The organism is Bradyrhizobium sp. RDI18 (assembly GCF_043203335.1).
In the GTDB taxonomy this organism is placed as follows: Bacteria; Pseudomonadota; Alphaproteobacteria; order Rhizobiales; family Xanthobacteraceae; genus Bradyrhizobium; species Bradyrhizobium retamae.
In genome coordinates this window covers 4,047,578-4,073,687 of record NZ_JBICRN010000008.1, presented here as the reverse complement: position 1 = coordinate 4,073,687, position 26,110 = coordinate 4,047,578, and the positions used below count along the sequence as shown (strand labels likewise).

26 protein-coding genes and 3 pseudogenes are annotated in these 26,110 nt (G+C 61.4%); 20 read left to right on the top strand and 9 right to left on the bottom strand.

What is annotated here, in order from left to right; all coding sequences use genetic code 11:
- The first annotated feature begins 5 nt into the window (after positions 1-5).
- From ACFXS9_RS28750 to ACFXS9_RS28735, 4 genes are all read left to right on the top strand, one after another.
- Positions 6-254, top strand: a complete 249-nt coding sequence (locus tag ACFXS9_RS28750; protein WP_392694625.1) for an oleate hydratase — start codon at positions 6-8, stop codon at positions 252-254.
- A 37-nt stretch (positions 255-291) separates the two neighbouring features.
- Complete coding sequence (locus tag ACFXS9_RS28745) at positions 292-1,668, top strand: FAD-dependent oxidoreductase (RefSeq protein ID WP_392694622.1); 1,377 nt, start codon at positions 292-294, stop codon at positions 1,666-1,668.
- A gap of 190 nt (positions 1,669-1,858) precedes the next feature.
- Positions 1,859-2,848 carry a tripartite tricarboxylate transporter substrate binding protein gene (locus ACFXS9_RS28740; protein ID WP_392694619.1) on the top strand — a complete coding sequence of 330 codons (990 nt, stop codon included), beginning with the start codon at positions 1,859-1,861 and terminating at the stop codon, positions 2,846-2,848.
- Between the two features lie 125 nt (positions 2,849-2,973).
- Positions 2,974-3,345 carry a hypothetical protein gene (locus ACFXS9_RS28735; protein ID WP_392694617.1) on the top strand — a complete coding sequence of 124 codons (372 nt, stop codon included), beginning with the start codon at positions 2,974-2,976 and terminating at the stop codon, positions 3,343-3,345.
- Here ACFXS9_RS28735 and ACFXS9_RS28730 read toward each other — a convergent pair.
- The 3 genes from ACFXS9_RS28730 to ACFXS9_RS28720 form a co-directional block, all read right to left on the bottom strand.
- Positions 3,342-3,827: a YbaK/EbsC family protein gene (locus ACFXS9_RS28730; RefSeq protein ID WP_392694615.1), complete on the bottom strand. Its 486-nt coding sequence runs from the start codon at positions 3,825-3,827 to the stop codon at positions 3,342-3,344. The genes ACFXS9_RS28735 and ACFXS9_RS28730 overlap by 4 nt on opposite strands.
- A 1-nt stretch (position 3,828) precedes the next feature.
- A complete protein-coding gene (locus ACFXS9_RS28725; protein WP_392694613.1) occupies positions 3,829-4,575 on the bottom strand; it encodes a haloacid dehalogenase type II in 747 nt (248 codons plus the stop codon).
- A gap of 111 nt (positions 4,576-4,686) precedes the next feature.
- On the bottom strand, positions 4,687-5,571 hold the full coding sequence (locus ACFXS9_RS28720) for an amidohydrolase family protein (protein WP_057841450.1): 885 nt from the start codon (positions 5,569-5,571) through the stop codon (positions 4,687-4,689).
- 107 nt (positions 5,572-5,678) lie between these two features.
- Here ACFXS9_RS28720 and ACFXS9_RS28715 point away from each other — a divergent pair, with 107 nt between their 5' ends.
- The 4 genes from ACFXS9_RS28715 (at position 5,679) to ACFXS9_RS28700 (ending at position 7,749) form a co-directional block, all read left to right on the top strand.
- Positions 5,679-6,155, top strand: a complete 477-nt coding sequence (locus ACFXS9_RS28715; protein ID WP_392694609.1) for a MaoC family dehydratase — start codon at positions 5,679-5,681, stop codon at positions 6,153-6,155.
- A gap of 14 nt (positions 6,156-6,169) precedes the next feature.
- Complete coding sequence (locus tag ACFXS9_RS28710; protein ID WP_392694606.1) at positions 6,170-6,619, top strand: MaoC family dehydratase; 450 nt, start codon at positions 6,170-6,172, stop codon at positions 6,617-6,619.
- Between the two features lie 256 nt (positions 6,620-6,875).
- Positions 6,876-7,001: a type B 50S ribosomal protein L36 gene (ykgO, locus tag ACFXS9_RS28705; protein WP_002718645.1), complete on the top strand. Its 126-nt coding sequence runs from the start codon at positions 6,876-6,878 to the stop codon at positions 6,999-7,001.
- Positions 7,002-7,149: 148 nt separating this feature from the next.
- A complete protein-coding gene (locus ACFXS9_RS28700) occupies positions 7,150-7,749 on the top strand; it encodes a tetratricopeptide repeat protein (RefSeq protein WP_392694604.1) in 600 nt (199 codons plus the stop codon).
- A gap of 221 nt (positions 7,750-7,970) precedes the next feature.
- Here ACFXS9_RS28700 and ACFXS9_RS28695 read toward each other — a convergent pair whose 3' ends face one another.
- Positions 7,971-8,150 (bottom strand): hypothetical protein, encoded by a 180-nt coding sequence (locus tag ACFXS9_RS28695; protein ID WP_028351545.1) that lies wholly within the window; start codon positions 8,148-8,150, stop codon positions 7,971-7,973.
- Between the two features lie 263 nt (positions 8,151-8,413).
- Here ACFXS9_RS28695 and ACFXS9_RS28690 point away from each other — a divergent pair, with 263 nt between their 5' ends.
- Both ACFXS9_RS28690 and ACFXS9_RS28685 read left to right on the top strand, forming a co-directional pair.
- Entirely contained in the window at positions 8,414-9,379 is a 966-nt protein-coding gene (locus ACFXS9_RS28690; protein ID WP_392694600.1) for an alpha/beta fold hydrolase, read from the top strand.
- Positions 9,380-9,506: 127 nt separating this feature from the next.
- Positions 9,507-9,800: an antibiotic biosynthesis monooxygenase gene (locus tag ACFXS9_RS28685; RefSeq protein ID WP_392694597.1), complete on the top strand. Its 294-nt coding sequence runs from the start codon at positions 9,507-9,509 to the stop codon at positions 9,798-9,800.
- 285 nt (positions 9,801-10,085) lie between these two features.
- Here the strand turns inward: ACFXS9_RS28685 and cycA are convergent.
- Positions 10,086-10,477 (bottom strand): annotated as a pseudogene (gene cycA / locus ACFXS9_RS28680) (cytochrome c-550 CycA).
- 225 nt (positions 10,478-10,702) lie between these two features.
- On the opposite strand from cycA, the gene ACFXS9_RS28675 reads away from it, so the two are divergent.
- From ACFXS9_RS28675 to ACFXS9_RS28650, 6 genes are all read left to right on the top strand, one after another.
- Positions 10,703-12,196 (top strand): FAD-linked oxidase C-terminal domain-containing protein, encoded by a 1,494-nt coding sequence (locus ACFXS9_RS28675; RefSeq protein WP_392694594.1) that lies wholly within the window; start codon positions 10,703-10,705, stop codon positions 12,194-12,196.
- A gap of 308 nt (positions 12,197-12,504) precedes the next feature.
- Positions 12,505-13,743, top strand: a complete 1,239-nt coding sequence (locus tag ACFXS9_RS28670) for an FAD-binding protein (protein WP_392694591.1) — start codon at positions 12,505-12,507, stop codon at positions 13,741-13,743.
- Positions 13,740-15,050, top strand: a complete 1,311-nt coding sequence (gene glcF / locus ACFXS9_RS28665; RefSeq protein ID WP_392694589.1) for a glycolate oxidase subunit GlcF — start codon at positions 13,740-13,742, stop codon at positions 15,048-15,050. The genes ACFXS9_RS28670 and glcF overlap by 4 nt, the downstream gene beginning before the upstream one ends.
- A gap of 219 nt (positions 15,051-15,269) precedes the next feature.
- On the top strand, positions 15,270-15,632 hold the full coding sequence (locus ACFXS9_RS28660) for a histone (protein WP_392694587.1): 363 nt from the start codon (positions 15,270-15,272) through the stop codon (positions 15,630-15,632).
- Between the two features lie 411 nt (positions 15,633-16,043).
- On the top strand, positions 16,044-17,051 hold the full coding sequence (locus tag ACFXS9_RS28655; RefSeq protein ID WP_392694584.1) for a TorF family putative porin: 1,008 nt from the start codon (positions 16,044-16,046) through the stop codon (positions 17,049-17,051).
- Between the two features lie 67 nt (positions 17,052-17,118).
- Complete coding sequence (locus ACFXS9_RS28650; protein ID WP_392694581.1) at positions 17,119-17,643, top strand: HPP family protein; 525 nt, start codon at positions 17,119-17,121, stop codon at positions 17,641-17,643.
- Between the two features lie 12 nt (positions 17,644-17,655).
- Here the strand turns inward: ACFXS9_RS28650 and ACFXS9_RS28645 are convergent.
- A pseudogene (locus tag ACFXS9_RS28645) lies at positions 17,656-19,397 on the bottom strand (ABC transporter ATP-binding protein/permease).
- Positions 19,398-19,714: 317 nt separating this feature from the next.
- On the opposite strand from ACFXS9_RS28645, the pseudogene ACFXS9_RS28640 reads away from it, so the two are divergent.
- Positions 19,715-19,945 (top strand): annotated as a pseudogene (locus tag ACFXS9_RS28640) (L-lactate permease); the annotation flags it as partial.
- A gap of 263 nt (positions 19,946-20,208) precedes the next feature.
- Here the strand turns inward: ACFXS9_RS28640 and ACFXS9_RS28635 are convergent.
- The gene (locus tag ACFXS9_RS28635; RefSeq protein WP_392694578.1) at positions 20,209-21,966 is read right to left on the bottom strand and encodes an adenylate/guanylate cyclase domain-containing protein; all 1,758 of its coding nucleotides are present in this window, start codon (positions 21,964-21,966) and stop codon (positions 20,209-20,211) included.
- A 160-nt stretch (positions 21,967-22,126) separates the two neighbouring features.
- Here ACFXS9_RS28635 and ACFXS9_RS28630 point away from each other — a divergent pair, with 160 nt between their 5' ends.
- Entirely contained in the window at positions 22,127-22,540 is a 414-nt protein-coding gene (locus ACFXS9_RS28630; protein WP_392694576.1) for an META domain-containing protein, read from the top strand.
- A gap of 13 nt (positions 22,541-22,553) precedes the next feature.
- Here ACFXS9_RS28630 and ACFXS9_RS28625 read toward each other — a convergent pair whose 3' ends face one another.
- Positions 22,554-23,237 (bottom strand): hypothetical protein, encoded by a 684-nt coding sequence (locus ACFXS9_RS28625; protein ID WP_392694573.1) that lies wholly within the window; start codon positions 23,235-23,237, stop codon positions 22,554-22,556.
- Positions 23,238-23,567: 330 nt separating this feature from the next.
- Between ACFXS9_RS28625 and ACFXS9_RS28620 the strand changes: the two genes are divergently transcribed.
- Positions 23,568-24,026: a cupin domain-containing protein gene (locus tag ACFXS9_RS28620; RefSeq protein WP_392694571.1), complete on the top strand. Its 459-nt coding sequence runs from the start codon at positions 23,568-23,570 to the stop codon at positions 24,024-24,026.
- Positions 24,027-24,092: 66 nt separating this feature from the next.
- Positions 24,093-24,563 (top strand): SgcJ/EcaC family oxidoreductase, encoded by a 471-nt coding sequence (locus tag ACFXS9_RS28615; protein WP_334366714.1) that lies wholly within the window; start codon positions 24,093-24,095, stop codon positions 24,561-24,563.
- A 114-nt stretch (positions 24,564-24,677) separates the two neighbouring features.
- Here the strand turns inward: ACFXS9_RS28615 and ACFXS9_RS28610 are convergent, their stop codons facing one another.
- Positions 24,678-25,877: a hypothetical protein gene (locus ACFXS9_RS28610; protein ID WP_392694568.1), complete on the bottom strand. Its 1,200-nt coding sequence runs from the start codon at positions 25,875-25,877 to the stop codon at positions 24,678-24,680.
- Positions 25,878-26,110: the final 233 nt, after the last annotated feature.

Here is a 26,110-nt window from a genome sequence, read left to right as displayed (position 1 = left end):
GAGATATGCCAAAGGTCACCATTGTAGGGGCCGGGATTGCCGGCTTGACCGCAGCCCTGCATTTGGCGCAACGGGGCTACGAAGTTACCATCTTTGAAAGTAATAGCTTTGTGGGAGGAAAGTTTAGAGCCGTGGAGTGGAAGGGCTCAGGATCCTTTCATGAACACAGTTACCATATGTTTCTGAACTGGTATCACAACTTCTTCGATATAGCCGATGCTATCGGCGCGAGAAAAAGACTTCATGCCGCTTGAGCGCGTGAAATTCCTTCGAGCGGGGGACTTTCCAAAGATGACGGAGCTCGTGAACTTCGGCGCTCCAAGTACAATTCCGCAAAACTTGCTTTCCGGCGTTTTGTCAGTTCCCGACATGTTTCTCTACATGTATTCGGTAATCGATTTACTCGGTACGCCGATGAAGCAGGATCGATATCGTGACTTGATCTCCGTAAACGCGTTCGCCGCCACAAAGCCGTATGCAACTGAAGCCAGCGTTGGAATGTACGACGAATACTTGGCCAAGACGTTCGCGATAGCCAGCTATCTGACGTCAGCGAAGAGCTTCCAGACATTCCTAGAGTATGGCGCCTATTGCCCGACACCTTTGTACTGGGCCCTCATCGGAGATTCGTTCAACAAATTCTTGGGTCCCCTGAAGTCAAAGCTTGAATCGCTGGGTGTGAAAATCAATTTCAACTATCAAGCTCATACCTTGCAGTTGAATCAGGACGGAAACATCTCGGGCGTGTGTTTTGAGAGGTGCAAGGGCTTTGATCCGAGTCTTAGCGAGTTTACTTGGAGACAGGTCCGCAGAGACTTCCTTGGCGGACAAGCGCCTGAGCTCGAATTAGTCAACATTGAGGGACCTTTGATTTTGGCGATTCCGCACGAAGCTCTCTCCAAATTGCTTTCTGCGGCTGTCTTGAATCGCAACCCTCAACTGGGAGAATGTGAGAAGCTTGTCAGCGTTCCGATGGCATCCATTCACCTACACCTCAATCGACGGTTTTCGCAACGGCTTGGAGCGATGCATGCAGTCCTCCCTCCCGAACCCGTGGTGCTGCTAAATTCGAACTTCAAACTGAGCTTTGTAAGCAACTCAAGCTTATGGACCGGATCAACGAATACTTACCTGAATATCGTTGCATCGGATTCGCGGCCTCTGGGCAATCTTTCCGCACCAAGTGGTTTCACCGCTGACAGAGTCTGGAACCAACAACCGTCCACGCTCTCAATCGATCATCCGATGACAACGCTGGACCACATACTGCATGAGTTCCGTCGGTTCGTCCCGTTTGAACAGAATGAAATAGAGATAGAGCTTCTTGAGTTGGACAGGAACTCTGGTCGCGAGCTTTTCATAAACGATGTCGGAAGCTGGAAATGGAGACCGGAATCTCAAACAAAGATACGGAATTTGTTTCTCGCGGGAGACTTTTGCAAGAATGATATTGATGTAGTCTGTTTGGAGGGAGCTGTGGTTAGCGGCCTTCAGGCGGCAGAGCTTGTTCGCCAGCGAGACGGCATTGGCGCCCCGATCAGAATCGTTGCGCCAAAGAGACATCCGCATTCAACCTTCTGGCCGCTTAAAATCCTTCTTGCACCCTACGCGGCAGGTGCCAAGGTTTGGTCATTCTGCAACGAATTGATCGAAAGCCGAAATCGATAGATTTCCTGGGGCCGGAGGTGCTGGATTGTCATTGTGAGGTTCAGCCGAAAGACTGTTCGGGTGAGGCCTAAATCTCACTATTGCAGATTTTGCGGTCCATAGGGGCGGGTGGGACGAGACGCACTATCGTGACGTGCTCTGTATCGGCTAGGCTGTCTCCAATAACGACAATAATCCGGAGGCCTTACCCATGAACCGCCGCCAAGTTCTCAAGGCCGCTGCCGTGCTGCCGCTCGCGCCAGCTGTGCTCTCCAACGCCGCCTTGGCGCAAGGTCCATATCCCTCGCGCAACATCACCATGATCGTGCCGTTTCCGCCCGGCGGGCAGGCCGATCTCGCGGCGCGGCCGATCGCGCAGGCGCTGGAGCGGATCCTCGGAAAGCCCGTGATCGTCGACAACCGCGCCGGCGGCGGTGGCGGATCGGTCGGCAACGCGGCGGCGGCGCGTGCCGAGCCTGACGGGCACACACTGTTGATGACGCTGTCCTCGCTTGCGGTGCTGCCGGAAGCCGACCGTCTGTTCGATCGCCCGGTGGCATATGAAGTATCGCAGTTCGCGCCGATCGCGCGCGTGCTCGCCGATCCGACGCTGCTGGCGGTGCCGGCGTCCGCGCCGTGGAAGACGCTGCAGGAGTTCGTCGACGACGCCAAAAAACGTCCCGGGCAAATTCCCTACGGCTCGTCCGGTCCCTACGGCACGCTGCACGTGGCGATGGAGATGTTTGCCGCGAGCGCCGGCATCAAATTGCTGCACGTGCCGTTCCGCGGCGCAGGGCCGGCCCTGACCGCGCTCTTGAGCGGCACCGTGCAGGCGGTGGCGTCGGCGCCGGGCACGCTGAAGCAGCAGGTCGATGACGGCAAGATGCGCGTGCTCGCCAATTGGGGCGCCGAGCGCATCAAGAGTTTCCCCGATCTGCCTACCTTCAAGGAACTCGGTTACAAGGATGTCGAGTTCTACATCTGGGCGGGACTATTTGCGCAACGCGCATTGCCGGCGCCGATCATGACGCGGCTGCGCGAAGCGATGGCGGAAGCCGCGAGGGCGCCCGAGGTGGTCAAGACCTATGAGACCGCCGGCAGCCCCGTCGCCTACCTGGACGCGCCGGAATTTGCAAAATTCGTCGCGGAGGACAGCGCGCGGCTGGTCGCGGCGGTGAAGAAGATCGGCAAGGTGGAGTAGCGGAACCCGCTTCACATTTTTTTGTTCGCACTAACGTCGCGTGGCCGCATTCATTCGACAGGCTTAGTGCCGTCGCCGCGCGGAGCTTCCGCGCCTGTGAAAATTAAAAGGAAGGGGACCTGTCCATGCAAACGCAGCGGATCGTCCTTGCACTCGCCCTCGCGATCGGCGGCGGAACTGGCGCTGCCGTTCCCGCCTTCTCGCAGGAATATCGCGGAACCTGGGAACAGCAGATGGCCTGCACGCCCGACGTCTGGCGGCTCTGCGGCGACCAGATCCCGGACGTCAACCGGATCGTGGCATGTCTGCGGCACAACACGCCGCAGCTCTCAAGTAACTGTCGCGCGGTGTTCGAATCGCAGGCCGACGCGCAGCAGCCACCGTCACGCGGGCTGCAGCAAAACACGCCACGTGCCCGCGCCCCGCAGCCAGGGCCGCCGCCGGCGGTACGGCCGCGGCCGATGCAGCCTCCGCCCTATTATGAGGAATACGATTAGGCCGCCGCTTCCGACGCAGGCCTGAGTTCGCAGACGTCGACCCATTCGGCCGACGTCAGTTCGGCCATGCGCGCAGGCGTGATCTTCACCGCGCTGTGGGTTGAGCCTGCGGCGGGCACTACGATGTCGAACGCCTTCAGCGACACGTCGCAATAGACCGGCAGCGGCGTCTTCAGCCCGAACGGACAGACGCCGCCGACCTCGTGCCCGGTGATCTCGGCGACCTCCTCGAGACCGAGCATTTTCGGCTTTCCCCCGAACAGCGCCTTCACCTTCTTGTTGTCCATCCGCGACGTTCCGGCCGCCACGATCAGCACCACGCGGTCGCCTACCCGCAAGGACAGCGTCTTGGCGATCCGCGCCGGCTCGACGCCATAGGCTTCGGCGGCTAGCGCGACAGTGGCCGAACTCATCTGGGATTCGATCACGGAGATATCGGGCGCCTTTTCTGCGAAGAAGGCGCGGACGGACTCAAGACTCATTTCAGGACCTTTGGGCGGACACCAGTGCGGGCAGTTCGGAGAGGCTATGGATGCGATGATCGGGCTCAAATCCCAGCTCATCCATCTGGGTGCGCAAGATCTTGAACATCGTCAAGGGCGGCAGCGTCTCGCTTTCGAGGCAGGCCAGCGCCATCGCTTCCGGCGTCACCCGCTCGATCCAGGCGACGTGAAGCCCGAACGCCTTGGCGCCGCAGGCGTCCCAGGGATTGGAGGAGATGAACAGCACCTCGGCAGGCGGCACGTGCAGCACTTCCTCGATCAGCATGTAGACTTCGGGGCTTGGCTTGAAAATCTTCTTGGCGTCGACGCTGATGACCGCATCGAGCAGCCGGTCGAGCCCGCTGTTCTGCACCAGCGCGCCCAGCATATCAGGACTGCCGTTGGACAGGATCGCGAGCTTGCGATCCTTCATTGCCGACAATGCCGCAAGCGCATCCGGATAGAGATCGAGATGCAGATATCTATCGATGATGCGCGCGAAAGTCTCGTCGTCATACTGCAGCCCGAGGCTGGCAAGCGTGTAGGCGAGCGAGTCGCGCGTCACCTCGGAGAAATCCTGATAGCGCTGCATCAGCGAGCGCAGCCAGGTATATTCGAGCTGCTTGATGCGCCAGACCTGGGTGATGATTTCGCCATAGCCCGGAAACGCGTCCTCGGTGACGTCAGCCACCGACTGGACGTCGTAAAGCGTGCCATAGGCGTCGAAGACAACGGCTTTGATGGTCACGATCGTTTCTCTTTTTCCGCCTCGCGCCAAGGCAAGCGCAGCGGGGAGGGCGGCAATTCTGGCGAAGCTCGTCATGGAACCCCTCGCAAGTGTGCCGCCGATCATACTCCTTTAGATGCCCAAAATCTTCCTTGCGTTGGCTTTCATCACCTTGGGCCTGATCTCCTCGCGGATCTCGAGCTTGGCGAAATCCGCCAGCCAGCGGTCTGGCGTGATCACCGGCCAGTCCGAGCCGAACAGCATTTTGTCCTGCAGAATCGAGTTGATGTAGCGCACCAGGATCGGCGGGAAATATTTCGGCGACCAGCCGGAGAGGTCGATATAGACGTTGGGCTTGTGGGTCGCGACCGATAGCGCCTCTTCCTGCCAGGGGAACGAGGGGTGCGCGAGGATGATTTTGAGGTCGGGGAAGTCAGCCGCGACATCGTCCATGTACATCGGGTTGGAATATTTTAGGCGCATCCCCATGCCGCCGGGCATGCCGGAACCTACGCCAGTCTGCCCGGTGTGAAACAATGCGATCGCGCCGCCGTCGTTGATGGCTTCGTAAAGCGGATAGGCCATGCGGTCGTTGGCGTAAAAGCCCTGCATGGTCGGATGGAATTTGAAGCCGCGGACGCCGTATTCCTCGATCAGCTTGCGCGCCTCGCGCACCCCTAACTTGCCCTTGTGCGGATCGATCGAGACGAACGGGATCAAAACGTCGAGATGGTCGGAGGCGACTTCCAGCATCTCGTAATTGTTGTAGCGGCGAAAGCCGGTCTCGCGCTCGGCATCGACCGGGAAGATCACGGCTGCGATGTTCTTCGAGCGGTAATAGGCCGCGGTCTCCGGCACGGTCGGCGGATGCTTGTGCGGCGATTTGAAGTATTCGGCCATGCGCTCCTGAAAATCGTCATAGCCGTCGTCGCCATGCAACCCGCAGGGTTCTTCCGCATGGGTGTGGATGTCGATCGCGACGACTTTCTCGATATCGGGCAGCTTGAGCTTGGTCATCTTAGGGTTTCCACCGGCTTGATTTTTGGGTCTGGAAAATTGATTATACTATATAACGAATTCCGCAAGGCGGCAGAAACAAAAGACGGAAAATAAGGGAGCGCGGCATGGCCCAAACGCAGGCCTTCGAGACCGATTTCTGGAAAGACGCCAACTTGAGAAAGGTCTGGGACGACATCGTTCCCGGCGAGCCGCGCAAGACCATCCCCTACACGCTGACCAAAGAGGCGATCGAGCTGTACTGCAAATCGGTCGGCGAAACTCATCCGATCTATTTCGACGAGGCCTATGCGAAGACCACGCGCTACGGCGGGTTGATCGCGCCGCCCTCGATCCACATCCTCCTGATGTTCTCATGCACGCCGGCGGATGACTGGATGCGCTCGCCGGGCACCGTCAATGCAGGGCAGTCCTGGAGCTACAACATTCCGGCCAGGCCGGGCGACGTCATCACCTTGCAGGCCCGCGCGCTCGACAAGTTCATCAAGCGCGAGCGGCTGTTCGTGGTGCACGACAACATGTTCCTTAATCAGAAGGGCGACGTAATCTGTTCCGGCCGTGGCTGGACGATTCGGCCGATGTGAGCGGGGAGGTTGCGATGACCACGACGTTCGAAAAGCTCAGAGCCGGCGATGCCATCGACGGCCCCACCTTCGCGGTCAGCCGCGAATCCATCCGACTGTTTTGCGACGCCTCGCTCGACTACAACCCGCTGCATCTCGACGACGAGTACATGAAGGGCAGTTTCGGCAAGACCAATTTCGGCGGCATCATCATGCACGGCATGAACAATTTTGGCCTGATCTCGCGCATGATCACCGACTGGGCCTATCCTGCAGGCGCGATCCACCGCCGGCTCGAGACGCGATGGGTCAAGCCGGTCCGGCCGGGCGACACCATCCAGCCTACCGGAATCATCAAGGCCAAGCAGGTGACCGAAAAATCCCGTTGGGTGATGATCGATGTGGTGGTGAAGAACCAGACGGGTGAAAAGGTCGCGACCGGCGAGGCCCTGGTCGAGTTCCCGCGCGACCTGTTCTGCCAGTGATCCGGAGAGTTCTTCGGGAGGCCAGTCGATTCGGTACCGGTCGGAACGCCGGGCATCGATCTGCCCGCGTTAGGTCCGGAACGGGACAGATGGGCCCGAAAACGGCGCATCTGGATTGACATCCGAGCCTGCGCTGCTTAGAAACCGCCCCGTCCCGGGCGGTTGGCCGCTTTTCGGGATTAATCCCATTTTGCCACTTTCGGGTAGCTCAGGTTCGGGCCTCCAACACGGCCTTTCAAAGCATCAGGATTGTCCCATGAAGGTCCGTAACTCCTTGAAATCGCTGCGCGGCCGCCACCGCAACAACCGTCTGGTCCGCCGCAAGGGCCGGGTCTACGTGATCAACAAGGTGCAGCGCCGCTTCAAGGCCCGCCAAGGTTAATCTTGGCGGCCCAGCCGGCTTTTTCTTCGCTTCACGGGTCTTTGACGATCTGCTGCTTTGCGGCGCGATTTTGCGCGTCTAGACTTGCTTCATGGTTTTGAGATTCCCAGGCGCCCGTAACTGCCGGATCGTGGTCCTCGCCGCTGTCATGACGGCCGTGCCAGCCGCTGCGTTTGCCCAGAACGACCCCAGGGTCATTCCTCCACCGAAATCCGAGAAGAAGTTGCCGGAAGCGCCGAGCAAGCTTCCGAAGGTTGGTGCGGATCGTACCCGCGGGCTGGACTTCCTGTTCGGTGCCCTGAAAGCTGCCCCCGATGAAGCCAGCGCCAAACACGTCGAGGCGCGGATCTGGGCGCAGTGGATGCAGACGCCGAGTGACACGGCTGCGCTGTTGATGCTGCGCGCCAAGGCCGCGATGGATGCACAGAAGACCGACGTTGCGCTAAAACTACTGGATTCTCTCGTCAAGCTGCGTCCCGACTATGTCGAGGCATGGAATCGTCGCGCCACGCTGTATTACCTGAAGAACGACTACACCCGTTCGCTCGAGGACATTCGGCAGGTGCTGATCCGCGAGCCCCGGCATTTCGGCGCGCTGGCCGGGCTCGGCATGATCATGCAGGAGATCGGCGACGAAAAGCGCGCGCTGGAAGCCTTCCGCAAGGCGCTGGCCGTCAATCCGCATCTCGAGAAGGTGCCGGAACTGGTCAAGACGCTGACCGAAAAGGTCGAAGGCCGCGATATCTGAACTTTCGCGGTTTAATCCTGATTTCCCGCTGCAGCAGGCAGGAACGTCGCGCCGCGTGCGCGCTGTTATTGGCTGACTGCATGACAGAGCAAGCCAACTGCTGCTAGCTGGCGGTCGACGAGCCGCCCGCAGAGACGCCGGAAAACGAGCACCAACCAGAGTGCTATTGAGCCCTTTTGCGCCTTGGAAAACGCGTCGGCTCACAGGACCTCTCACAAGACCTAGTGTACGGCGTTGCTGCCGCGGGCCAGACCGTCGAGGCCTACCGCCGCGTAGATTTGCGCCAACTCCGTCTCAAGCTGCTCGTTGACCCGCAGCAGCGCCTTGAGTGCGCCGCGGATGTCGCCATTGCAACTCGCTACGATCTGATCGATGGCGGCTTCGCTTGCGTCGGAAATCATGGGTAGTCCTCCGATGATACGCTGGAACAATTTGTAGTGAGCGCCGCTGTTCCTGTGGATGTTGGGTACAGTGCAAGCGCCTGGCTACCCCCCAATCAGGCACGCGCACACATGGCAAAAGTGGCAACGACACTGTACAAACTTGCCGATGACGTCAGTATGACCCCGCTATCCACAGGTTCGGCCCCCTGTGGACAGTCTCCGAAACCCGCGCTGATCCGGGCCGTAGCTCGCTGGTGCAGAAAATCGGCCGGAAACGCTCGATGATAGTGGTGATTCTAGTGGCGGCGCTGGCGGTGCTGGCGCTGGCCACGCAAGCCGGCGTTTTTCTCAGCGAACGGGCCCATCCGGCCCAGGGCCGGATGGTCGAGGTGGCGGGCGGAGCCCTGCATATCCTCGATATCGGCCCGCGCGATGCGGCAGGGCCGCCGGTCGTGATGCTCCACGGCGCCAGTTCCAATCTGGAAGTGATGCGGCAGCCGGTCGGGGAGCGGCTTGCGGGAAAGCACCGCGTGATCCTGATCGACCGTCCCGGGCATGGCTGGAGCACCCGCGCCCGCGCTCAGGACTCCACGCCCCAAATTCAGGCCCGCATGATCGAGGAGGCGCTGACCAAGCTCGGCGTCGGCCGAGCGATCTTCGTGGTGCATTCCTGGGCCGGCGCGTTGGGGGCGCGTATCGCGCTGGACTACCCGCATTCTGTCGCCGGTTTGGTGATGCTCGCGCCGGTGGCCTATCCCTGGCCCGGCGGCGTCGGGCGCTACAACAAACTGATCGCCACGCCGGTGGTCGGCCCGCTGTTCGCCTACACCATCACGCTGCCGCTCGGAATGCTGCTGGCGGATTCGGGCGCGCGGGGCGTGTTCCTGCCGCAGACCATGCCGGACGGTTTTGTCAAAAACACCGCCACGCCGCTGTTGCTGCGGCCGCGCGAATTCATTGCCAATGCGCGCGATCTGGTGACGCTGAAAGCGGCGGTGGCCGAACAGGCGCCGCGCTACGGCGAGATCAAGGCGCCCGTCACCATCATCACCGGCGACGCCGACAAGACGGTGTCGACCAATATCCACTCACGGCCGTTCGCGGCCGCCGCCCCGAACGCGAAATTGATCGTGCTGCCGGGCGTCGGTCACATGATTCAGAATGCGGTTCCCGATCTCGTCGTCGCCGAAATCGAGGCGATGATCGGCGCATTGCCGCCGAGTGTGGCGGCCGCAGCGGCGCCTTGAGCGTGCGCGTGGCCTGACGGCATTGGATGAGATACGATCAACGCGCGCGGGATTCCGCTGCTCGTCCCGCGAGGGATGAAGCTTAAAAGTTGCGATATCGGGCAGCTTACCTTCGAGGAGAGCCCCCATGTACGCCGCCATTCGTCAGGGCAAGGCCAAGCCCGGCAAGGCCGAAGAGCTGACACGCAGAATCAAGGAGGGCGCGATTCCCGTCATCAGCGGCGTCGAGGGCTTCATGGCCTACTATGTGGTCTATGCGCCCGACGATACGGTGATCGCGATCAGCCTGTTCAACAACTATGCGGCCGCGGAGGAATCCAACAAGCGCGCGCTGGCGTGGATCGAGCACGACCTGGCGCCGTTGCTGACCGGACCGGCCACCGCGACGGCCGGACCGGTGATCGTGCACACGCTGGCTTGACGGGGCGAGCGTTGGAGCTCTCTCAATCAGAGCAGGGCTTCTCAGCCAAAGCGAACAAGCGGAAGGCCGACCGGAGGACGTTGTACTTCACCCTCCCCTGGAGGGGGAGGGTCGCCGCGCAGCGGCGGGGGTGGGGTGACGGTCTCTCCACAGCCAACAGTTACCGAGTGGAGAGATCACCCCACCCCGTCTCACATTTCGCTGCGCTCCATGTGAGCCGACCCTCCCCCTCCAGGGGAGGGTGAGACGGCGCGAGACGCTGGACTCAAATCGCTAGCAAAGCTCTCACTTCTGCTTCCCGTCCTTTTCGAACGAGGAGACATAGGCCCAGAGGTCGCCGGCTTCTTTCTCGTTCTTGATGCCGGCGAAGATCATCTTGGTGCCGGGATCTTCGCCTTGGGATCCTTGATGTATTCGAGGAACACATCCTTGCCCCAGGTGATGCCGGAATTCTTGTTGGCTTCCGAATAGGAATAGCCCTCGATGGTGCCGGACTTGCGGCCATCGAGCCCGTTCAGTACCGGGCCGACCTTGTTCTTGGCGCCCTCGCCGATCGCATGGCAGGCCAGGCATTTGTTGAACGAGGTCTTGCCCGCGGCGACGTCCTGCGCCAGCGCGCCCGATGACGCGGCCAATGAGGTAACGACGACCAGCGCGCTCAAAGTCGATATTTTCATGTGGTGCTCTTCGTTTCTTCCCAGAGAGGCGGATTTCTTGTGGCAGGCCCGCTTGGATTGGACAAGCCACGAAACTTTGACAGGTTTCACCATTGCCGACTTGTCCCAGAGAGAACTGATCGTTTGAAGCGTGGCAATCCAACCTTCGGATAGCCTACCCAAACCTTGGCAGACGTGCTTGATTTACCACCACAAATCGTTATTCGCCGGGCCTGGAGGATTCGCATGGCCATCATGATGCCGGCTTCCGATCAGGCGGTTCTGGAACGCCGGGATGCCATCGTCGCTGCTCTTCGCGCGATCGTGCCCGGCGAGGGCGTGATCGACAGTGCGGCCGAGATGCTGGCCTATGAGTCCGATGGTCTCACCGCCTACCGGCAGCCGCCGATGGTCGTGGTGCTGCCCGATACTACGGAGCAGGTATCCAGAGTTCTCAAATACTGCTTCGAACAGGGCATCAAGGTGGTGCCGCGCGGCTCCGGCACGTCACTGTCAGGCGGCGCGCTGCCGCTCGTGGACGGCGTGCTGCTGGGCTTGGGCAAGTTCAAGCGCATCCGCGAGATTGATTTCGACAACCGCGTGGTGGTCACCGAACCCGGCGTCACCAACCTCGCCATCAGCCAGGCGGTGGCGCATGCCGGTTTCTATTACGCGCCCGATCCCTCGTCGCAGATCGCCTGCTCGATCGGCGGCAATGTCGCGGAGAATTCCGGCGGCGTGCATTGCCTGAAATACGGCATGACCACCAACAACGTGCTGGGCTGCGAGATCGTGCTGATGTCCGGCGAGATACTGCGCATCGGCGGCAAGGCCGCCGAAAATTCCGGCTACGATTTGATGGGCATCATCACCGGCTCGGAGGGCCTGCTCGGCGTCATCACCGAGATCACGGTGCGGATCCTGCAGAAGCCGGAGACGGCCCGCGCCCTGATGGTCGGCTTCGCCGAGGTCGAGGCCGCCGGCAAATGCGTCGCTGACATCATCGGCGCCGGCATCATTCCCGGCGGCATGGAGATGATGGACAAGCCGGCGATCCACGCCGCCGAGGCTTTTGTTCACGCCGGCTATCCGCTCGATGTCGAGGCGCTTCTGATCATCGAGCTCGATGGTCCGGGCGTGGAAGTCGACGAGTTGATCAAGCGGGTCGAGGCGATCGCGCAAGGTTGCGGCTCGACGAGTTGCCAGATTTCGACGTCGGAGGCCGAGCGCAATCTGTTCTGGGCCGGCCGCAAGGCGGCGTTTCCGGCGGTGGGGCGGATATCGCCCGACTATCTCTGCATGGACGGCACGATTCCGCGCGGCGCGCTGCCGAAGGCGCTCGCGCGCATCCGCGACCTCTCGGTGAAATACGATCTGCGCGTCGCCAATGTGTTTCACGCCGGCGACGGCAATCTGCATCCCTTGATCCTTTACGACGCCAACAAGCCTGGCGAGATCGAGCGGGCGGAAGCCTTCGGTGCCGACATCCTGCGGGCCTGCGTCGAATTCGGCGGCGTGCTCACCGGCGAGCATGGCGTCGGCATCGAGAAGCGCGATTTGATGGGCGAGATGTTTTCGGAAGTAGACCTCAACCAGCAGCAGCGCCTGAAATGCGCCTTCGACGCGCAGGGCCTGCTCAACCCCGGAAAAGTGTTCCCGACGCTGCATCGCTGCGCCGAACTCGGCCGCATGCACGTGCACGCCGGCAGACTGGCGTTTCCGGACATCCCGAGATTTTAAAAGCATGATGAAATTGGAGTTGATTGCGACCACGGATAAGGTGCGCTCCCTCTCCCGCTTGCGGGGAGGGGCGGGGTGGGGGTGTCTCCGCGGGCGACACTGCCCGAGTGGAGAGAACCCCCACCCGGCGCTTCGCCAAAGCCGAGGCTTTGCCTCGGCGTCTCAGAGGACAACCACCGAAGGTGGCCTACGCCTCCCCGCAAGCGGGAGAGGTAAAGCGCGTCTGCGGCCAGGGGGCTCTCACGCCCTCCGGGCGCTGACGAGGAGATGCGAAGAGCGCGTTTCAGCGCGTGCAAATCAGGTGCGCCGTGGACACGCTGAAAGTACGTGACGCCAAGGACGTCGAGGAGGTGGTGCGGGCGGCGATCGCCGGCGAGCAGCCGCTTGAGATCGTCGGCCATGGCACCAAGCGCGGCATCGGCCAGCCGATGGCGACCAATGCCGTGCTCGATGTGTCGGCGCTGAACGCCGTCAGCGCCTATGAGCCGAACGAGCTGATCATCACGGTGCAGGCCGGCGCCCCGCTCGCCGACGTGCAGTCGCTGATCGATTCCAAGAACCAGCAATTCGCCTTCGAGCCGATCGATACGTCGGCACTGACAGGCGTATCCGGCAACGGTACCATCGGCGGCATGATCGGCTCGGGTCTCGCCGGCCCGCGTCGCATCAAGGCCGGCGGCGCCCGCGATCACCTGCTGGGCGCGCATGCGGTGTCCGGCTTCGGCGACAGCTTCAAGACCGGCGGACGGGTGGTGAAGAACGTCACCGGCTACGATCTCTGCAAGCTCTTGACGGGGTCGTGGGGCACGCTCGCTGTCATGACCGAGGTCACGCTGAAGGTGATGCCGAAGCCTGAGAGCGAGCGCACGCTGGTGCTCGCAGGCCTCGACGACGTGGCCGCGAACCGGGCGATGACCACAGCACTCGGCTCGCCGTTTGACGTCTCGGGCGCGGCGCACCTGCCGAATTCGGCGTTCCGCCCTGCGACCGGCGCGCTTGCGGATTTTGCCTCTCAGGGGCGGGCGGTCACGCTATTGCGCCTCGAAGGCATCGCAGCTTCGGTCGCGGATCGCGCCACTTCGCTGGGCAAAACGCTTGCGCCGTTCGGGTCAGTGGAAATGCTTGAGGACGCTGCCTCGGCGACACTCTGGAGCGCGATCCGCGACGTCGAACCTTTCGCCGCAAGCGGCGCGCTCGGCGCCTGGCCGGTGTGGCGGATCGTTTGTCCGCCGGCATCCGGCGGCGCGCTCGGGCAGGCGCTGGCGCGCGAGACCGGGGGTGACGTGATCTATGATTGGGGCGGCGGCCTGATCTGGGCGGCCTTGCCGCCCAAGCCGGACGCGCAAGCGGCGATGGTGCGTCAGCGTGTCGAGGCGGCCGGCGGCCACGCCTCGCTCATCCGCGCGTCCGAAGAGACCAGGCGAAATGTCGACGTCTTCCATCCGCAATCCGGAGGCGTCGCCGCGCTGAGCGAGCGCGTGCGCCACAGCTTCGATCCGAAGATCATCCTCAACCGCGGCCGAATGGTGAGGGTATCAGCGTCATGAAAACCGAATTCTCACTGGCCCAACTCGCCGATCCCGATATCGCCGAAGCCGACAAGATCCTGCGGGCCTGTGTGCATTGCGGCTTCTGCACCGCGACCTGTCCGACCTACGTCCTGCTCGGCGACGAGCTCGATAGCCCGCGCGGGCGCATCTACCTGATCAAGGAGATGCTGGAAAAGGACAAGCCGCCGACGGCGGAGGTGGTCAAGCATATCGACCGCTGCCTTTCCTGCCTGGCTTGCATGACGACGTGTCCGTCCGGTGTGCATTACATGCACCTGGTCGATCAGGCGCGGGTGCGGATCGAGCGCGACTATTCGCGGCCGTTGACCGAGCGGGCCTTGCGCGCGGTGCTGGCGCTGGTGCTGCCGCGGCCAGAGCTGTTTCGCGCCAGCATGATCATGGCGCGGCTCGCCCGCCCGTTCGCGGCCCTGCTGCCGGCGAAGGTAGCCGCGACCCCCGGGCTGATGCGGCGGGTCAAGGCGATGCTGGCGCTCGCGCCGAAACGCCTTCCCCCGCCGGGCCCCTCGGGCGGCAGCGTGTTTCCGGCCCAGGGCGAGAAGCGCGGGCGGGTAGCACTATTGCAGGGCTGTGCCCAGCAGGTGCTGGCGCCACGGATCAACCAGGCCGCCATCAATCTCCTGACGCGCCACGGCATCGAGGTCGTGCTGGTCAGGGACGAGCAATGCTGCGGCGCGCTCACCCATCACCTCGGGCAGGACGGCGACGCGCTGGCGCGGGCCCGCGTCAACATCACGCTGTGGAAAAAGGAGGCGGAACAAGGCGGCCTCGACGCCATCCTGATCACGGCGTCGGGCTGCGGCACGGTCATCAAGGATTATGGTTTCATGCTGCGCGAGGATGGCGATTTCGCTGGCCCCGCAGCGCAAATCTCTGCGCTGGCAAAGGATATCACAGAGTATCTCGCCGGCATCGCGCTCATGCCATCGAGCCAGAAAGGCGACGTAACGGTGGCCTATCACTCGGCCTGTTCGCTGCAGCATGGACAGAAAATCACAGGCCTTCCGAAAGAATTGCTTTCCAAGAATGGATTCGTGGTGAAAGATGTGCCTGAGAGCCATTTGTGTTGCGGTTCGGCGGGGACCTACAACATTCTCCAGCCTGACATTGCGAGCAGGTTGCGCGATCGAAAGGTCGCCAACATTGCGACAGTCAAACCGGACATGATCGCTGCGGGCAATATTGGGTGCATGGTGCAAATTGCCGGCGGTACGTCAGTTCCTGTGGTGCACACGATTGAGCTTCTCGATTGGGCGACGGGAGGTCCCAGGCCAGGATTGAATTGATCGATCGGCCCTTGGGCATGATCCGGAAAGCCTGCTCCGCGTCTCGACAGCGGATCGGCATCCGGTTTTCTTCGGGACAGGCGCGCCAAGCGTCTCGCCCGGAGATCATGCCCAGACAAGGATGGAGCGGGAGGGCACTTCGACGAAGTGTCGCCCCGGTCTAGCCTGCGGATTATCGAAGCGCTCGACAGCATGGACAAGCGCAACAGGAGGACCACGATGGCGAAGAAGAGTAAGAAGGCGAAGAAGGCCAAGAAGGCCAAAAAGGCCGTAGCGGCGAAGAAGAAGTCCGCCAAGAAGTCGGCGAAGAAGGCTGCCAAGAAATCAGCGAAGAAGGGCGCCAAGAAGTCGGCGAAGAAATCCGCCAAGAAGGCGGCCAAGAAGTCAAAGGCCGCCGCACCGAAAAAGGCTGCAAAGAAGAGCCCGGCCAAGAAAAGGAAGGCGGCTGCCAAGCCCGCCGCTCCCCAGCCGCAGCCGGCGATGACGGAGCCCGAACCGGCGCCTGCGCCGAGCTGGGCTTCTCCGGAGCCGTCCAACCCGTCATGGGGATCGGGCTCCTCCAACGGCGGCGATCAGCACTAGCTCGCTCGCCGAGACCGGATATTTTGAGAGGCCGCAGCGTCCCACCCGCTGCGGCCTTTTTCGTTGGGGCTGCCGAAAGGACTGGTGAAGCGACCGAAGCGGCATTTTCACGGGGAGGTTGATTCGTGAGAGCTGGTTTCCGGTGTGCCACCGGTGCCGCCTTTTTCGGTTCCGAGCGCTGCCAGCCAAGCCGGGGACCCCTGAAATTGTTGTGAGAATGCAACACACGCCCAGAACATTTCTGGAAATGGCCCAAACGCCTAAAAAGGCGGCACGTGCTTGACTTTTTTGCTTCACGACCATGACGCCGCGGCCCACTCTGTGACCACGTTAAGACATTTGGCCGCAGTTGGTTATCGCTTGCCCGGGGGCGCCGGAGCCGGACTGTCAAGAAGGGTGATGGGGATCGATATGAAGAAAGTGGCTTTGTTAGCAACGGCGCTGGCAATGGTGTCCGGTTCGGCTCTCGCTGCGGATATGCGGGTGAAGGCCGTCAAGGCGCCGCCGCCGGTCGCGTTCGATCCCTGGGATATCGCCTTCGGCGCCGGGATCACCAACGACTACATCTTCCGCGGAATCACCCAGTCCAATCACAAGCCCTCAGTCAACGCCTATTTCGAGCCGCGCTTCAACGTCACCAAGGACGTCCAGCTCTATGTTGGCCTCGGCGCTGCGAGCATCTCCTTCCCCAACCGTGCCGCGGCTGAAGTTGACGCTTACGGCGGTGTCCGCGCGACATTGGGTGCCTTCGCCTTCGACGTCGGTGCTTGGGGCTACATGTATCCGGGTGGCACCTGCCACTACGGTGCGGCAACTGACACGGCCGGCGTCCCGCTCAGCCTCGAATGCCAGACGAATGCCCTGATCAACGGCAACGTCATCAAGAAGGACCTCAGCTTCTTCGAGGTCTATGGCAAGGTGAACTACACCTTCAACGACAATTTCTCGCTGGGCGGCAACGCCTATTATACGCCGAGCTTCCTCAACAGCGGCGCGGAAGGCACCTACGCCTCGATCGTCGGCAAGGCGATCGCGCCGAGCACCTGGTTCGGCGCCAGCGGCATCGGCATGTACGTGTCGGGCGAGTTCGGCCGCCAGTGGCTGGGCACCTCCGACTCCTTCTATGGCGTGGCTGCGTTCCCGAACGGCATCAACTATGCCGACTACAACACCTGGAACATCGGCATCGGCTTCACCTACAAGGTGTTCACACTCGACTTCCGTTACTCCGACACCGACCTGTCGAAGGGTGATTGCAACGCCTTCACCAGCGACTTCTCGGCCCGCGGCAACCTTGCCGTCAACCAGGGTACGTTCGTCACTCCGATCAATCCGACCGGTGTCGGTTCGAACTGGTGCGGTGCCGCCGGCATCGTCAAGCTCTCGGCTGACCTGACCGCGATGACCAACCTGAAGTAAGATCTTCCTGTCGAGGAAGAGGGGGCGGCAGAGCGATCTGCCGCCCCTTTTCTTTTGGGTAGCGCAGATGAAACGGGGTTGGCGGTGCGCAGCGTATCGGGCGATCTCCCGCAACGATCACCGCAACGTTCTGGCCGGCGCGGTCGCAGGCCTCGGCGGCGCGATTGCCATCGGCGTCATGGAGTGGTTTTCGTTCGCCGCGCATTATCCGCTCGCGGTGATTCCGTTCGCCACCTCGATCGTGCTGGTGATCGGATCGCCTGACGTGGCGCCGGCGCAGCCGCGCGCCCTGATCGGCGGTCATGTGGTGTCGGCACTGGTCGGCCTGATCGTGCTGAAGCTGACGGGACCGCAGGCCTGGGCAGCGGCCGCTGCCGTCGGCCTTTCGATTCTGGCGATGTACGTCACCGGGACCTTTCACCCGCCGGCAGGCATCAACCCCGCTGCTGGTGGTCTCAGGCAATCTGCCCTGGACATTCCTGCTCGCGCCGGTGCTGGCCGGCGCGCTGCTGTTGACCGCCTTCTCCTATCTCTGGCACCGCTGGGTGCGCCGCCAGCCATGGCCGCGGCGCTGGCTGTAGCGAAGGGATGATCCGTGCTACGGCTACGACGCCGCGGCGCTCTTGCTGTCCTGAAGCGCGAAGCCATCTCCCGCTCGGGCAAGCACGACATTGCGATCATGGAAGACATCGAGCGTCGAACGATGGCCGATCGAGACGATCGTGGTCGCCGGCAATTTGGCCTCGAGCAGGCGATACAGCGCCGCCTCGAAGGTTCGTCGAGCGACGCCGTCGCCTCGTCGAGGAACAGGTATTGCGGCACATGCAACAGCGCCCGCGCCAATCCAAGTCGCTGCTGCTCGCCGAGCGAAAGCGTCCGATTCCAGTGCCCGTGTTCATCGAGTTGCGACGCGAGCTTCGGCAGCCCGACCAATTCGAGTGTCTGGCTGATCTGTGCAGGCGTGAACGCGCCTTCCTTGGCCGGATATTCGACCGCCGCCCGTAGCGTCCCGGTCGGGAAATACGGCCGCTGCGGCAGCATCATCAATGTGGCCCCGGCGGGCACGGCGATCGAGCCGGAGCCGAACGGCCAGATGCCGGCGATGGCGCGGAACAGCGTGGATTTGCCGGAGCCGGACGGGCCGGTGACCAGCGTGCGCTCGCCTTTGCGCAAGCTGAACCGGTCCGCGTTCACCAGCGGCGTTCCGTTCGGCAGACGCAGCGTCAGCCGCTTCAGATCGATGGCGCCTTCGCCCGCCCTGACGACGTGAATTCGTTCGCTGCGGGTTGCCAGTTCGTCCGCCGCCACTATCCCAGCCTCGAACCCGTCGAGACGGTTGACCACGGCCTGCCACTCGGCCAACTGGCGATAGATGGTGATGAAGAACGACAGCGCGCCCTGCACGTTGGAGAACGCCGATGCGGTTTGCATCATGCCGCCGAGCTGAATCTTCTCGGCGAAATAGGCCGGTGCCACCAGCACGTAGGGGAAGACCACTGAAGCCTGATTGTAGCTCGCCGTGAATGCCGTAATCTTCTTGGTCCGGCTCATGATGCCGAGCCAGTTCTCCACCACGCGTCCGAAGCGAACGAGCAGGCGCTCACGCTCGGCCTGCTCACCATGCAGCAGCGCGATCTGCTCGGAATTTTCGCGCACGCGCACTAGGTTGAACCGAAAATCCGCTTCATATTGCTGCTGCCGGAAATCGAGGCCCACCAGCGGCCAGCCGATCAGATGCGTCAGGATGGTGCCGAGCACCGAATAGACCAATGCGCCCCAGACCAGGTAGCCTGGGATCGCGAAGTCCTGACCAAATAGATGCAGCGGCGCGGCGTTCGAAAGGGCCCAGAGTATGCCGACAAAGGATGCCAGCGTAACGATCGAGTTCAGCAATCCCAGGCCAATGTTGAGGGTGCGATCGACGAACAGCTTGACGTCGTCGGTCATGCGCTGGTCGGGGTTGTCGGCCGCGTCGCCCTGAAGCTGCATCCGATAATGGTTGGCCTGATGCAGCCAGTCACCGAGATATTGCGCGGTCATCCAGCGCCGCCAGCGGATCTGCAGCCATTGATTGAGATAGAGCTGATAGACCGCCAGCACGACAAAGATGCTGACAACGACGCAGAAATAGATGATCTCGCTGACGAAGGAGTCCCAGTTGCGATCCTGCAGCGCGTTGTAGAAGCGGGCATTCCATTGATTGATCAGGACGTTGATGCCGACGATCGCAAGCTCGATCACGATGACCGCGGCCAGCAAGCCACGGCCGGCCCATTTGTCTTCGGAACGGAAATAGGGCGCGGAGATGCGCCATACGGCGGCGAGCGTCGAGCGGAGGTTTTTCACAGGATTGCCGTCTCCGGGATGGGGCTTAAGGCCCTGAAGAAATGGAGGAATCAGGCTCCACCACTAAGGTTATGCAGTGAGCTGCCTGCGACGGCTTGTCGCAGCCCTCGGCTAGACCCTAGCATGGCTGGGACGGCGAGGGGGCGGCGGCCATTGAACTTCGCGAGGTTTTGAGTGTTGGCGACGCCAACCCAGCCCAAACCACGCCAAGCAAGGCCATTCCCCACCCATCGCTCAACACGTGGCCGCTGCCCACGCCAGCCGGCTCGCCAATAACACCAGCCGGCTCGCCAATAACAAATGTGGGGAGACCTGCAATGTGGGATCAAATCTATAATCCGCTTGGCAACACGGCATTGTCGACGATCGCCGCTGCCGTGCCTGTTGCCACGCTGTTGGTGCTGATTGCCAGCGGCAAGGTCAAGGCGCATCTCGCGGCCATCATTGCGCTGATCGCCGCGAACATCATCACGACAGGCATCTTCACCATGCCGGCCGGCATGTCGATCCGCGCCTCGCTGCCTCGCGTCGTGACCGGCCTCGATCCCTACGCGCTCGGCGTCATGGCTCGATCTTTCGCTACGTCTTCCTGCATTCAATCGTGCTGGCCTGCCTCGTCGACGCCCTGGTGACGCTGCAGGCCTACGTCTATCCGTTCACGATGCTGGTGCTGAAATAAGCCTGCCATCGAGGGCCAGCCAAAATCTCCGCGGCCGGCGCCGCCGGGATTTTTCGTCGGAGGGGCATTTGGGAATCATCAGAACAGACGCCTCGCCGGTTCGAATTTCGGCTTATTCAGTCGCGTTCACATTCACTCTGGAAGTCCAGCTTTTCGCAAACCGTCGGTAAACATGGCGAAGTCCTGATCTCGGCGGAACGCTGCCAGGTCTCTCAGGCTCGAAATGCGCAGACCGGGATTGTGTTTCAGCGCCAGTTCCACGCCTTTCTGTGCAGGTTCAAGCCGTGCAGCAAGCGCATTGCTTGCCGCATATACGCATACTGGTAGCAGGAGAACTGGATTGTCGCGCATCGACGATTCGGCACAGGATGATGCCATTTCGTAATCACCTGACAGAAAATGAGCATAAGCCGCGGCTCCGTGCGTGCTTCCGGGATCGAGCGGACTTAGACGCAAGGCATGCGCGGCGTGTTCAAGTGCCAGGTCAGGCTCGCCTCTCCATACCCTCAACCACGCGCTAAGTATCCACCCTGTCGCATAGTTCGGATTGACTGTCAGTCCCCGATCCATGAACGCCGCGGCTGTGTCGAACTCGTGCGCTATGAAAGCAAGAGCATAGCTGCCCATACACAATGCAACCGGGTCGTCGTTACCCAAATGCACTGCTTTCCGGGCAAGCCTGGTAGCTTCGGCGCTTTCCTGTACATGTTCAATCATCCAACCGCGCGCCTTTCGCTGAATGTAGCACCATGCTGCCATACCGTAAGCACAAGCCAGCTTGGGATCGACTTCGATCGCTTTGCAGTAGAGCTGGAGAGCCTCTTGATTTGTCTCCATCGACCCCCGATGATGCCTGGCCAGTCCGCGCAGGTAGTAGTCATAGGCTGCCAAATTTTCCGTTGGTTTACGGTTGGCCCGCTTGATATCCTCACGCTGCAGCTTGGGGGCGATCGCACCCACGACGCTCTCGGTGACGTGGTCCTGGAGATCAAACATATCTTCGAGCGCACCCTCAAATCGGCCCGCCCAGAGATGTGCCCTAGTTTCGGTGTCGATCAGTTGGCCCGCGATACGAATGCGGTTGCCCGCCTTGCGCACGCTACCTTCGAGGACGTAGCGTACTCCAAGTTCGCGACCGACTTGCCTTACATCGAGCGTCCGGCCCTTGTAGGTGAAACTTGAGTTTCGCGCGATCACAAACAGCCAACGGAAGAGCGACAGCGCAATCGTGATATCTTCCACGACGCCGTCTGCCAAATACTCCTGCTCGGGGTCGGCACTGAGATTCTGGAAGGGCAGCACCGCAATCGAGGGCTTGTCGGGGCGTGATTGCGTAGATTTTCGTGGGACTGCACCGTTTATGACTCGGAAAACCCGAACCGGACGCGCAATATTCTTGAGGTTTTGTTCGCCCAGATCGGCGAATTCAGCCCGGACCTTGCCTTGGACGTGATCGTAGGCAGAAGACGAGATGCAGATGCCGCCGGGCTCTGCGATGCTCTCGAGCCGAGCCGCAATGTTGACGCCATCTCCAAAAATGTCATGTGGTTCGACGATCACGTCGCCGATATTGATGCCCACGCGAAAAGCGATGCGGTTATCTTCCACGTCATCGATTGTAAGGTCCTTGATGCGGGCCTGGAACTGTACAGCAGCTCGAACCGCTTCGACCGCGCTCGGAAACTCCGCCAGGAGCCCATCGCCGGTATTTTTCACGATCCGGCCACCGTGTTCAGCAATTGCGGGCTCGACGCTACCCGCGAGGAGCGTTGTCAGTCTGGCGTGCGTTGCCTCTTCGTCGTTGTGCATAAGGCGCGAATAGCCGGCCACGTCGGCGGCCAAAATCGCCGACAGCCTGCGCTCGACCCGGACTGGCCGCTCTTGCACCATGGCCACAATCCAACCACGGCATACTGTACGACCGATCGGGCTATTCCGCCATCTGCTTTAGGGGCGGCGGGAGCGGAGGTCGGGTTTTGGCGCGCCGCCCTAGCCAATCACATCGTTGTTCAATAGAAGGGCGCGCGGTGTTGGATGTTTGAGAGGTAGCATGATTTCATTCGCACGCATGTCGAAGCCGGCGGCATCGATTCTGCTGATCACCGCCGCACTTCATCTCAGCCCGGTCAGGGCCGAGAACGGTTTTCCGTTCGGCTCGGAAATGACACTCGACGTGGATCGTCAGCGCGGGTCGAAGCGGATTCCCAATCTCGAGATCGGCGACAAGGGCGAAGTGGTGCTCGAACTCTGGTGCAAGGGCGGCAAGGGCCAGTTCTCGGTGGCTGGCAATACCGTAATCTTCGTTCCCGGCGCGATGGAGAACCGCACTTGTCCGCCGGATCGCGCGCAACAAGATGACGAACTGATCGCAGCACTGGCCGAGGCCGGCACCTGGAAGCGGCAGGGCGATTTCGTGTCGTTCATCGGCGCAAAGACGCTGCGCTTCCGCATCAACACGAACTAGGTCGAAAGTTCAGTCAGGGCGTCGCGATCAAGCCGCTGGCGGTGGCAACGACCCAGCGTCCGCCCCAGCGCACGATCGATTCGACGCGTCCGATGCCGGGAATGGTGTCGCCGCGCGCGGCCATCCTGATACCATCGGGACCTTCGAGAACGGCGGTGCCATCCCGAACATCGACAACCGTCCAGCCGGAAATGGTCGTCGGCTTGGTTTCCGGCGCCGCCACCAAAGGCTGCGGCCGCATCGCAATCGCCGAGGGGCCCACACTTGCCTGGGAGGCCGGGCCGGCAGACGGACGTGCACCGGCCGACAACACGGCGGACGGCTTGGGAATGCTTCCGACGACGGTGGGCGAGTCTGAGGTGGATGCGGTCTTCCGGGTGCCCTCAACCTTGCCGCTCGACCGTGCTTCAGCAATGCGCGGCACGGGCGCTTGCGCAACAGTTTCAAGGCCGAGCGTGCCTGCCAATTCGGGCCAACTCAGGCCGCCGGCCCATCCCAACCCAAAGCTTGCCGCCACGGCCGCGGTGACCAGCAACATGTTGCGCGCCCGGTCGCGAAATGACTCCCGCACCACCAATACGTCATCGCGATCGGGCACGAGAAAATCCCACGAACCCGCCGGCTGCTCCGGCCCTCGGCCGTCAACCACATTCCCCGACAAGATGCTTTCAACGGTACTCGGCTCGCGGTCTTGCATGGTGTGACCCAGGTTCAGCTAGCCGATGATGTTCCTTTAAACTGAATCGAGTCTTAACAACCTGGCGAACGAAGTGCTGCAGCGAAAGATGTTCGTCTGGGTCATTGGCGGCGTCGAACCGTACGACGCGAAGAACCCAAAGCGGAGACCGACCTCTTTGGCAACCTATTAAGTCAGCATCTCTGACTTGTGGTTCGCCCTTCGCTGATGATGTAGTTTTTCTCGTGTGACGCACGCAACATTGTGGCGCGAGGCTTCACTCCAGTCCCCATAACTGACCGCCCATTGCGATTTGCGTCTCTTGCTGCATACAGCTTGGGAGGAACTCGCATGAAAAAGTTGCTGCTAGCGGCGACCGGTTTGATTGCGCTCTCCATTCCGGCAACGGCCCAAAATACTGAGGTCCGGGTGATGCCCGATACGCTCACCTGGAAGGATAATCCAGCCTTTCCGAAGGGCGTTCAGATTGCGACCCTGGTCGGTGATCCGACGAAAGCGGGCGAGGTCGTTGTCTTGCGCATCAAGTTTCCACCTAACTTCCAGATGCCTCCGCATACGCATCCCTATTCCGAAGTTGTTACCGTTATAAGCGGTGACGTCGGCAGCAGCCATGGTGAAAAATTCGAAAAGAAGGGTGATCTCCTGAAGCCAGGCTCGCTATGGGTGTACCCCGCAAGACACCCGCACTACGCCTGGACCGGAAACGACGAAGGGATACTTCAAGTCCAATTTATCGGCCCTGGTGGCATCGATTACATCAATCCGGCTGACGATCCGCGCAAACAATAGCCGCTTGCATTGCAGGGCCGTCTCAAGCGGAGACTTGTCTGCACGGTATTCACAAGGGAGGATGTCATGCAATCTTCTCCAAAATTGGCGAGCGCAGCACTTGCCCTGTGCATGGTGGTGTTGTCGTTTGGCTCCAGCGCCTTGGCCGAGCCGAAAGCAGAAGTGGCGGCGGCGACTTCGGGATGGGGGCAGGCTCTTGGCGAAGGCGATCCCGAAAAGGTGTTGCCGCTCTATTCGGACGATGCCGTGCTCTGGGGCACACTGTCGCCGACCGTGCGCTCCGACCGGGCGGCGCTACGAGACTATTTCGTGGGCGCCTTCAAGGTTCTGCCCAGCCTCAAGGTAACCTTCGGCGATCAACTCATCCGAGTGTACGGGAATGCAGCGGTCAATACCGGCTACTACACGTTTTCTTATGTGAAGGATGGCGAGACGAAGACCTTGCCCGCGCGCTACAGCTTCACCTATGTCAAGAACGGCCAGCGTTGGCTGATCGTCGACCACCATTCCTCGGCCATGCCATCAACCTCGAGGTAGCCGGCTAGTTTTCGCGCGGTGACGCCCGTAGAGGCTCAGCTACGGCGCGAAATCATCGTTACTGGGGCGTGAAGCGGTTAATACCGTCACGCACTTCTGATACTCGGCACCACCCTACTTCCACACCGACTTGTCGGCGTCCCAGCGTTGGCCCTTGAACTCTTTCGCCAGCGCTTCGAGCGAGCCATTGTCGTCCTTCGGTTCGCCGCCTTCCTCGTCGCCCGTGGATTCCTCCGACAAGTTCAGTTTCGCACCGGCGCCTTCATCTGCGGTCGTGATCACCGGGCTCGAGATCCACAGCATCAGCCGATCGGTGGCGCCGGGCTTGTCCGGCGAGACCAGCGCGGTGACCTCGACAGTTTCGGTCAGCGCGAGCGCGGGATAGATCGGGCTCGGCCGCTTGAAGCTCAGCGTCAGTTTTCCGGTGTTGGCGTCCCACTCGGCGCCCGCGGCCTTGGCGGCAAGCGTTTTCGCGAGCACGCCTGAAATGGCGGACGCGATCTTGTCCCTGTTGATCTTGTCGCCGTCGCGCCACTCGGCTGCGGCAAAGCGGATGGTGCGGTCCATTTCGATGCTGCCGCTGGTCCATCCCGCGGCGACCACGCCTGGTGCCGCCTTGGCCTTCGCGATCAGCGCCGTGGCGCGCTCCGGATCGGCCGTGAGGTTGATGGTCTGCTCGCCGGCGCGCAGCGCATCGCAGGAGATCGAAAGGCTGGAAAGCCCGACCTCGACGGCCTCTCCCTTCAAGCTCTTGAGGAAATCCAGCGCGGCGTCGAGCTTGACCCGCACGCCGATCGCTTCGGGCGAGACGTCGGTAAAATCCTTCGGCGCCGGCGTGATGCCGTCGTCGCTGGTCTGGTTGTCCAGAAATTCCTTCTCGCTGAGATCGGAATTGTCGGTCGAGGTCACTTCGGTCACAGTCTGGCCGATCGTGATCTGGCCGCGGAATTCGAAGGTGTCGCCGACAGGCTTGCGCAAGAGCTTGACGGTAACCGGCAGCTTGTCACCGAGGCTCTGCGTGGTGCCGGTCAGGTTCTGGCCGCTGACGGCGAGGTTGGCGACGAAGCGGTCCTTTCGGTCGGCACCCTTCGCGGCGGGGTAGCAGACGTCGAGGGTAGCAGCGGTGACGTTCTTGCCCTGACGGGTTTCCTTCAGAATGACATCGGCATTGCCGTCCATCAGCCCGTCGATCGCAGTGAAATAGCGTGTCTCGGTCGCGCCCGGCGCCGTCTTGGATGGAAGTTTCATCTGAGCGATAGCGAAATTCGGGGAGCAGATCGCCAGACCGAGCAGGCAGAACACGAGCACGCGCATGAGAAAATTCCCAGAACGATTTAGGTCGGTGACGTCCTATCAGCAAACCTCGACGTCTTCAGCCAAAAAGAAGGCCGAGAGGAGGCGTTGTTCCGCTCACCGCTTTGATGCAGCATAGGCGACAGACTTGCCCGACAAGAAACTGGTTTCTGCGGCTTCGCATTTTGCGCGCGTCATCCACTAGTCAGGGACGCACCGGCGGTCGGGCTCCCTACCCCGCAAGGGGGAGGGAA

Bases quoted from the DNA above. Each gene is read 5' to 3' on its own strand.
- ACFXS9_RS28685 (WP_392694597.1), top strand. From the start codon at position 9,507: ATGTACGCCGCCATTCGTCAGGGCAAGGCCAAGCCCGGCAAGGCCGAA.
- ACFXS9_RS28740 (WP_392694619.1), top strand. From the start codon at position 1,859: ATGAACCGCCGCCAAGTTCTCAAGGCCGCTGCCGTGCTGCCGCTCGCG.
- ACFXS9_RS28620 (WP_392694571.1), top strand. From the start codon at position 23,568: ATGAAAAAGTTGCTGCTAGCGGCGACCGGTTTGATTGCGCTCTCCATT.
- ACFXS9_RS28650 (WP_392694581.1), top strand. From the start codon at position 17,119: ATGAAACGGGGTTGGCGGTGCGCAGCGTATCGGGCGATCTCCCGCAAC.
- ykgO (WP_002718645.1), top strand. From the start codon at position 6,876: ATGAAGGTCCGTAACTCCTTGAAATCGCTGCGCGGCCGCCACCGCAAC.
- ACFXS9_RS28745 (WP_392694622.1), top strand. From the start codon at position 292: ATGACGGAGCTCGTGAACTTCGGCGCTCCAAGTACAATTCCGCAAAAC.
- ACFXS9_RS28710 (WP_392694606.1), top strand. From the start codon at position 6,170: ATGACCACGACGTTCGAAAAGCTCAGAGCCGGCGATGCCATCGACGGC.
- ACFXS9_RS28675 (WP_392694594.1), top strand. From the start codon at position 10,703: ATGGCCATCATGATGCCGGCTTCCGATCAGGCGGTTCTGGAACGCCGG.
- ACFXS9_RS28655 (WP_392694584.1), top strand. From the start codon at position 16,044: ATGAAGAAAGTGGCTTTGTTAGCAACGGCGCTGGCAATGGTGTCCGGT.
- ACFXS9_RS28610 (WP_392694568.1), bottom strand. From the start codon at position 25,877: ATGCGCGTGCTCGTGTTCTGCCTGCTCGGTCTGGCGATCTGCTCCCCG.
- ACFXS9_RS28660 (WP_392694587.1), top strand. From the start codon at position 15,270: ATGGCGAAGAAGAGTAAGAAGGCGAAGAAGGCCAAGAAGGCCAAAAAG.
- ACFXS9_RS28735 (WP_392694617.1), top strand. From the start codon at position 2,974: ATGCAAACGCAGCGGATCGTCCTTGCACTCGCCCTCGCGATCGGCGGC.
- ACFXS9_RS28690 (WP_392694600.1), top strand. From the start codon at position 8,414: ATGATAGTGGTGATTCTAGTGGCGGCGCTGGCGGTGCTGGCGCTGGCC.
- ACFXS9_RS28730 (WP_392694615.1), bottom strand. From the start codon at position 3,827: ATGAGTCTTGAGTCCGTCCGCGCCTTCTTCGCAGAAAAGGCGCCCGAT.
- ACFXS9_RS28720 (WP_057841450.1), bottom strand. From the start codon at position 5,571: ATGACCAAGCTCAAGCTGCCCGATATCGAGAAAGTCGTCGCGATCGAC.
- ACFXS9_RS28615 (WP_334366714.1), top strand. From the start codon at position 24,093: ATGCAATCTTCTCCAAAATTGGCGAGCGCAGCACTTGCCCTGTGCATG.
- ACFXS9_RS28635 (WP_392694578.1), bottom strand. From the start codon at position 21,966: ATGGTGCAAGAGCGGCCAGTCCGGGTCGAGCGCAGGCTGTCGGCGATT.
- ACFXS9_RS28625 (WP_392694573.1), bottom strand. From the start codon at position 23,237: ATGCAAGACCGCGAGCCGAGTACCGTTGAAAGCATCTTGTCGGGGAAT.
- ACFXS9_RS28715 (WP_392694609.1), top strand. From the start codon at position 5,679: ATGGCCCAAACGCAGGCCTTCGAGACCGATTTCTGGAAAGACGCCAAC.
- ACFXS9_RS28695 (WP_028351545.1), bottom strand. From the start codon at position 8,150: ATGATTTCCGACGCAAGCGAAGCCGCCATCGATCAGATCGTAGCGAGT.
- ACFXS9_RS28700 (WP_392694604.1), top strand. From the start codon at position 7,150: ATGACGGCCGTGCCAGCCGCTGCGTTTGCCCAGAACGACCCCAGGGTC.
- ACFXS9_RS28630 (WP_392694576.1), top strand. From the start codon at position 22,127: ATGATTTCATTCGCACGCATGTCGAAGCCGGCGGCATCGATTCTGCTG.
- glcF (WP_392694589.1), top strand. From the start codon at position 13,740: ATGAAAACCGAATTCTCACTGGCCCAACTCGCCGATCCCGATATCGCC.
- ACFXS9_RS28750 (WP_392694625.1), top strand. From the start codon at position 6: ATGCCAAAGGTCACCATTGTAGGGGCCGGGATTGCCGGCTTGACCGCA.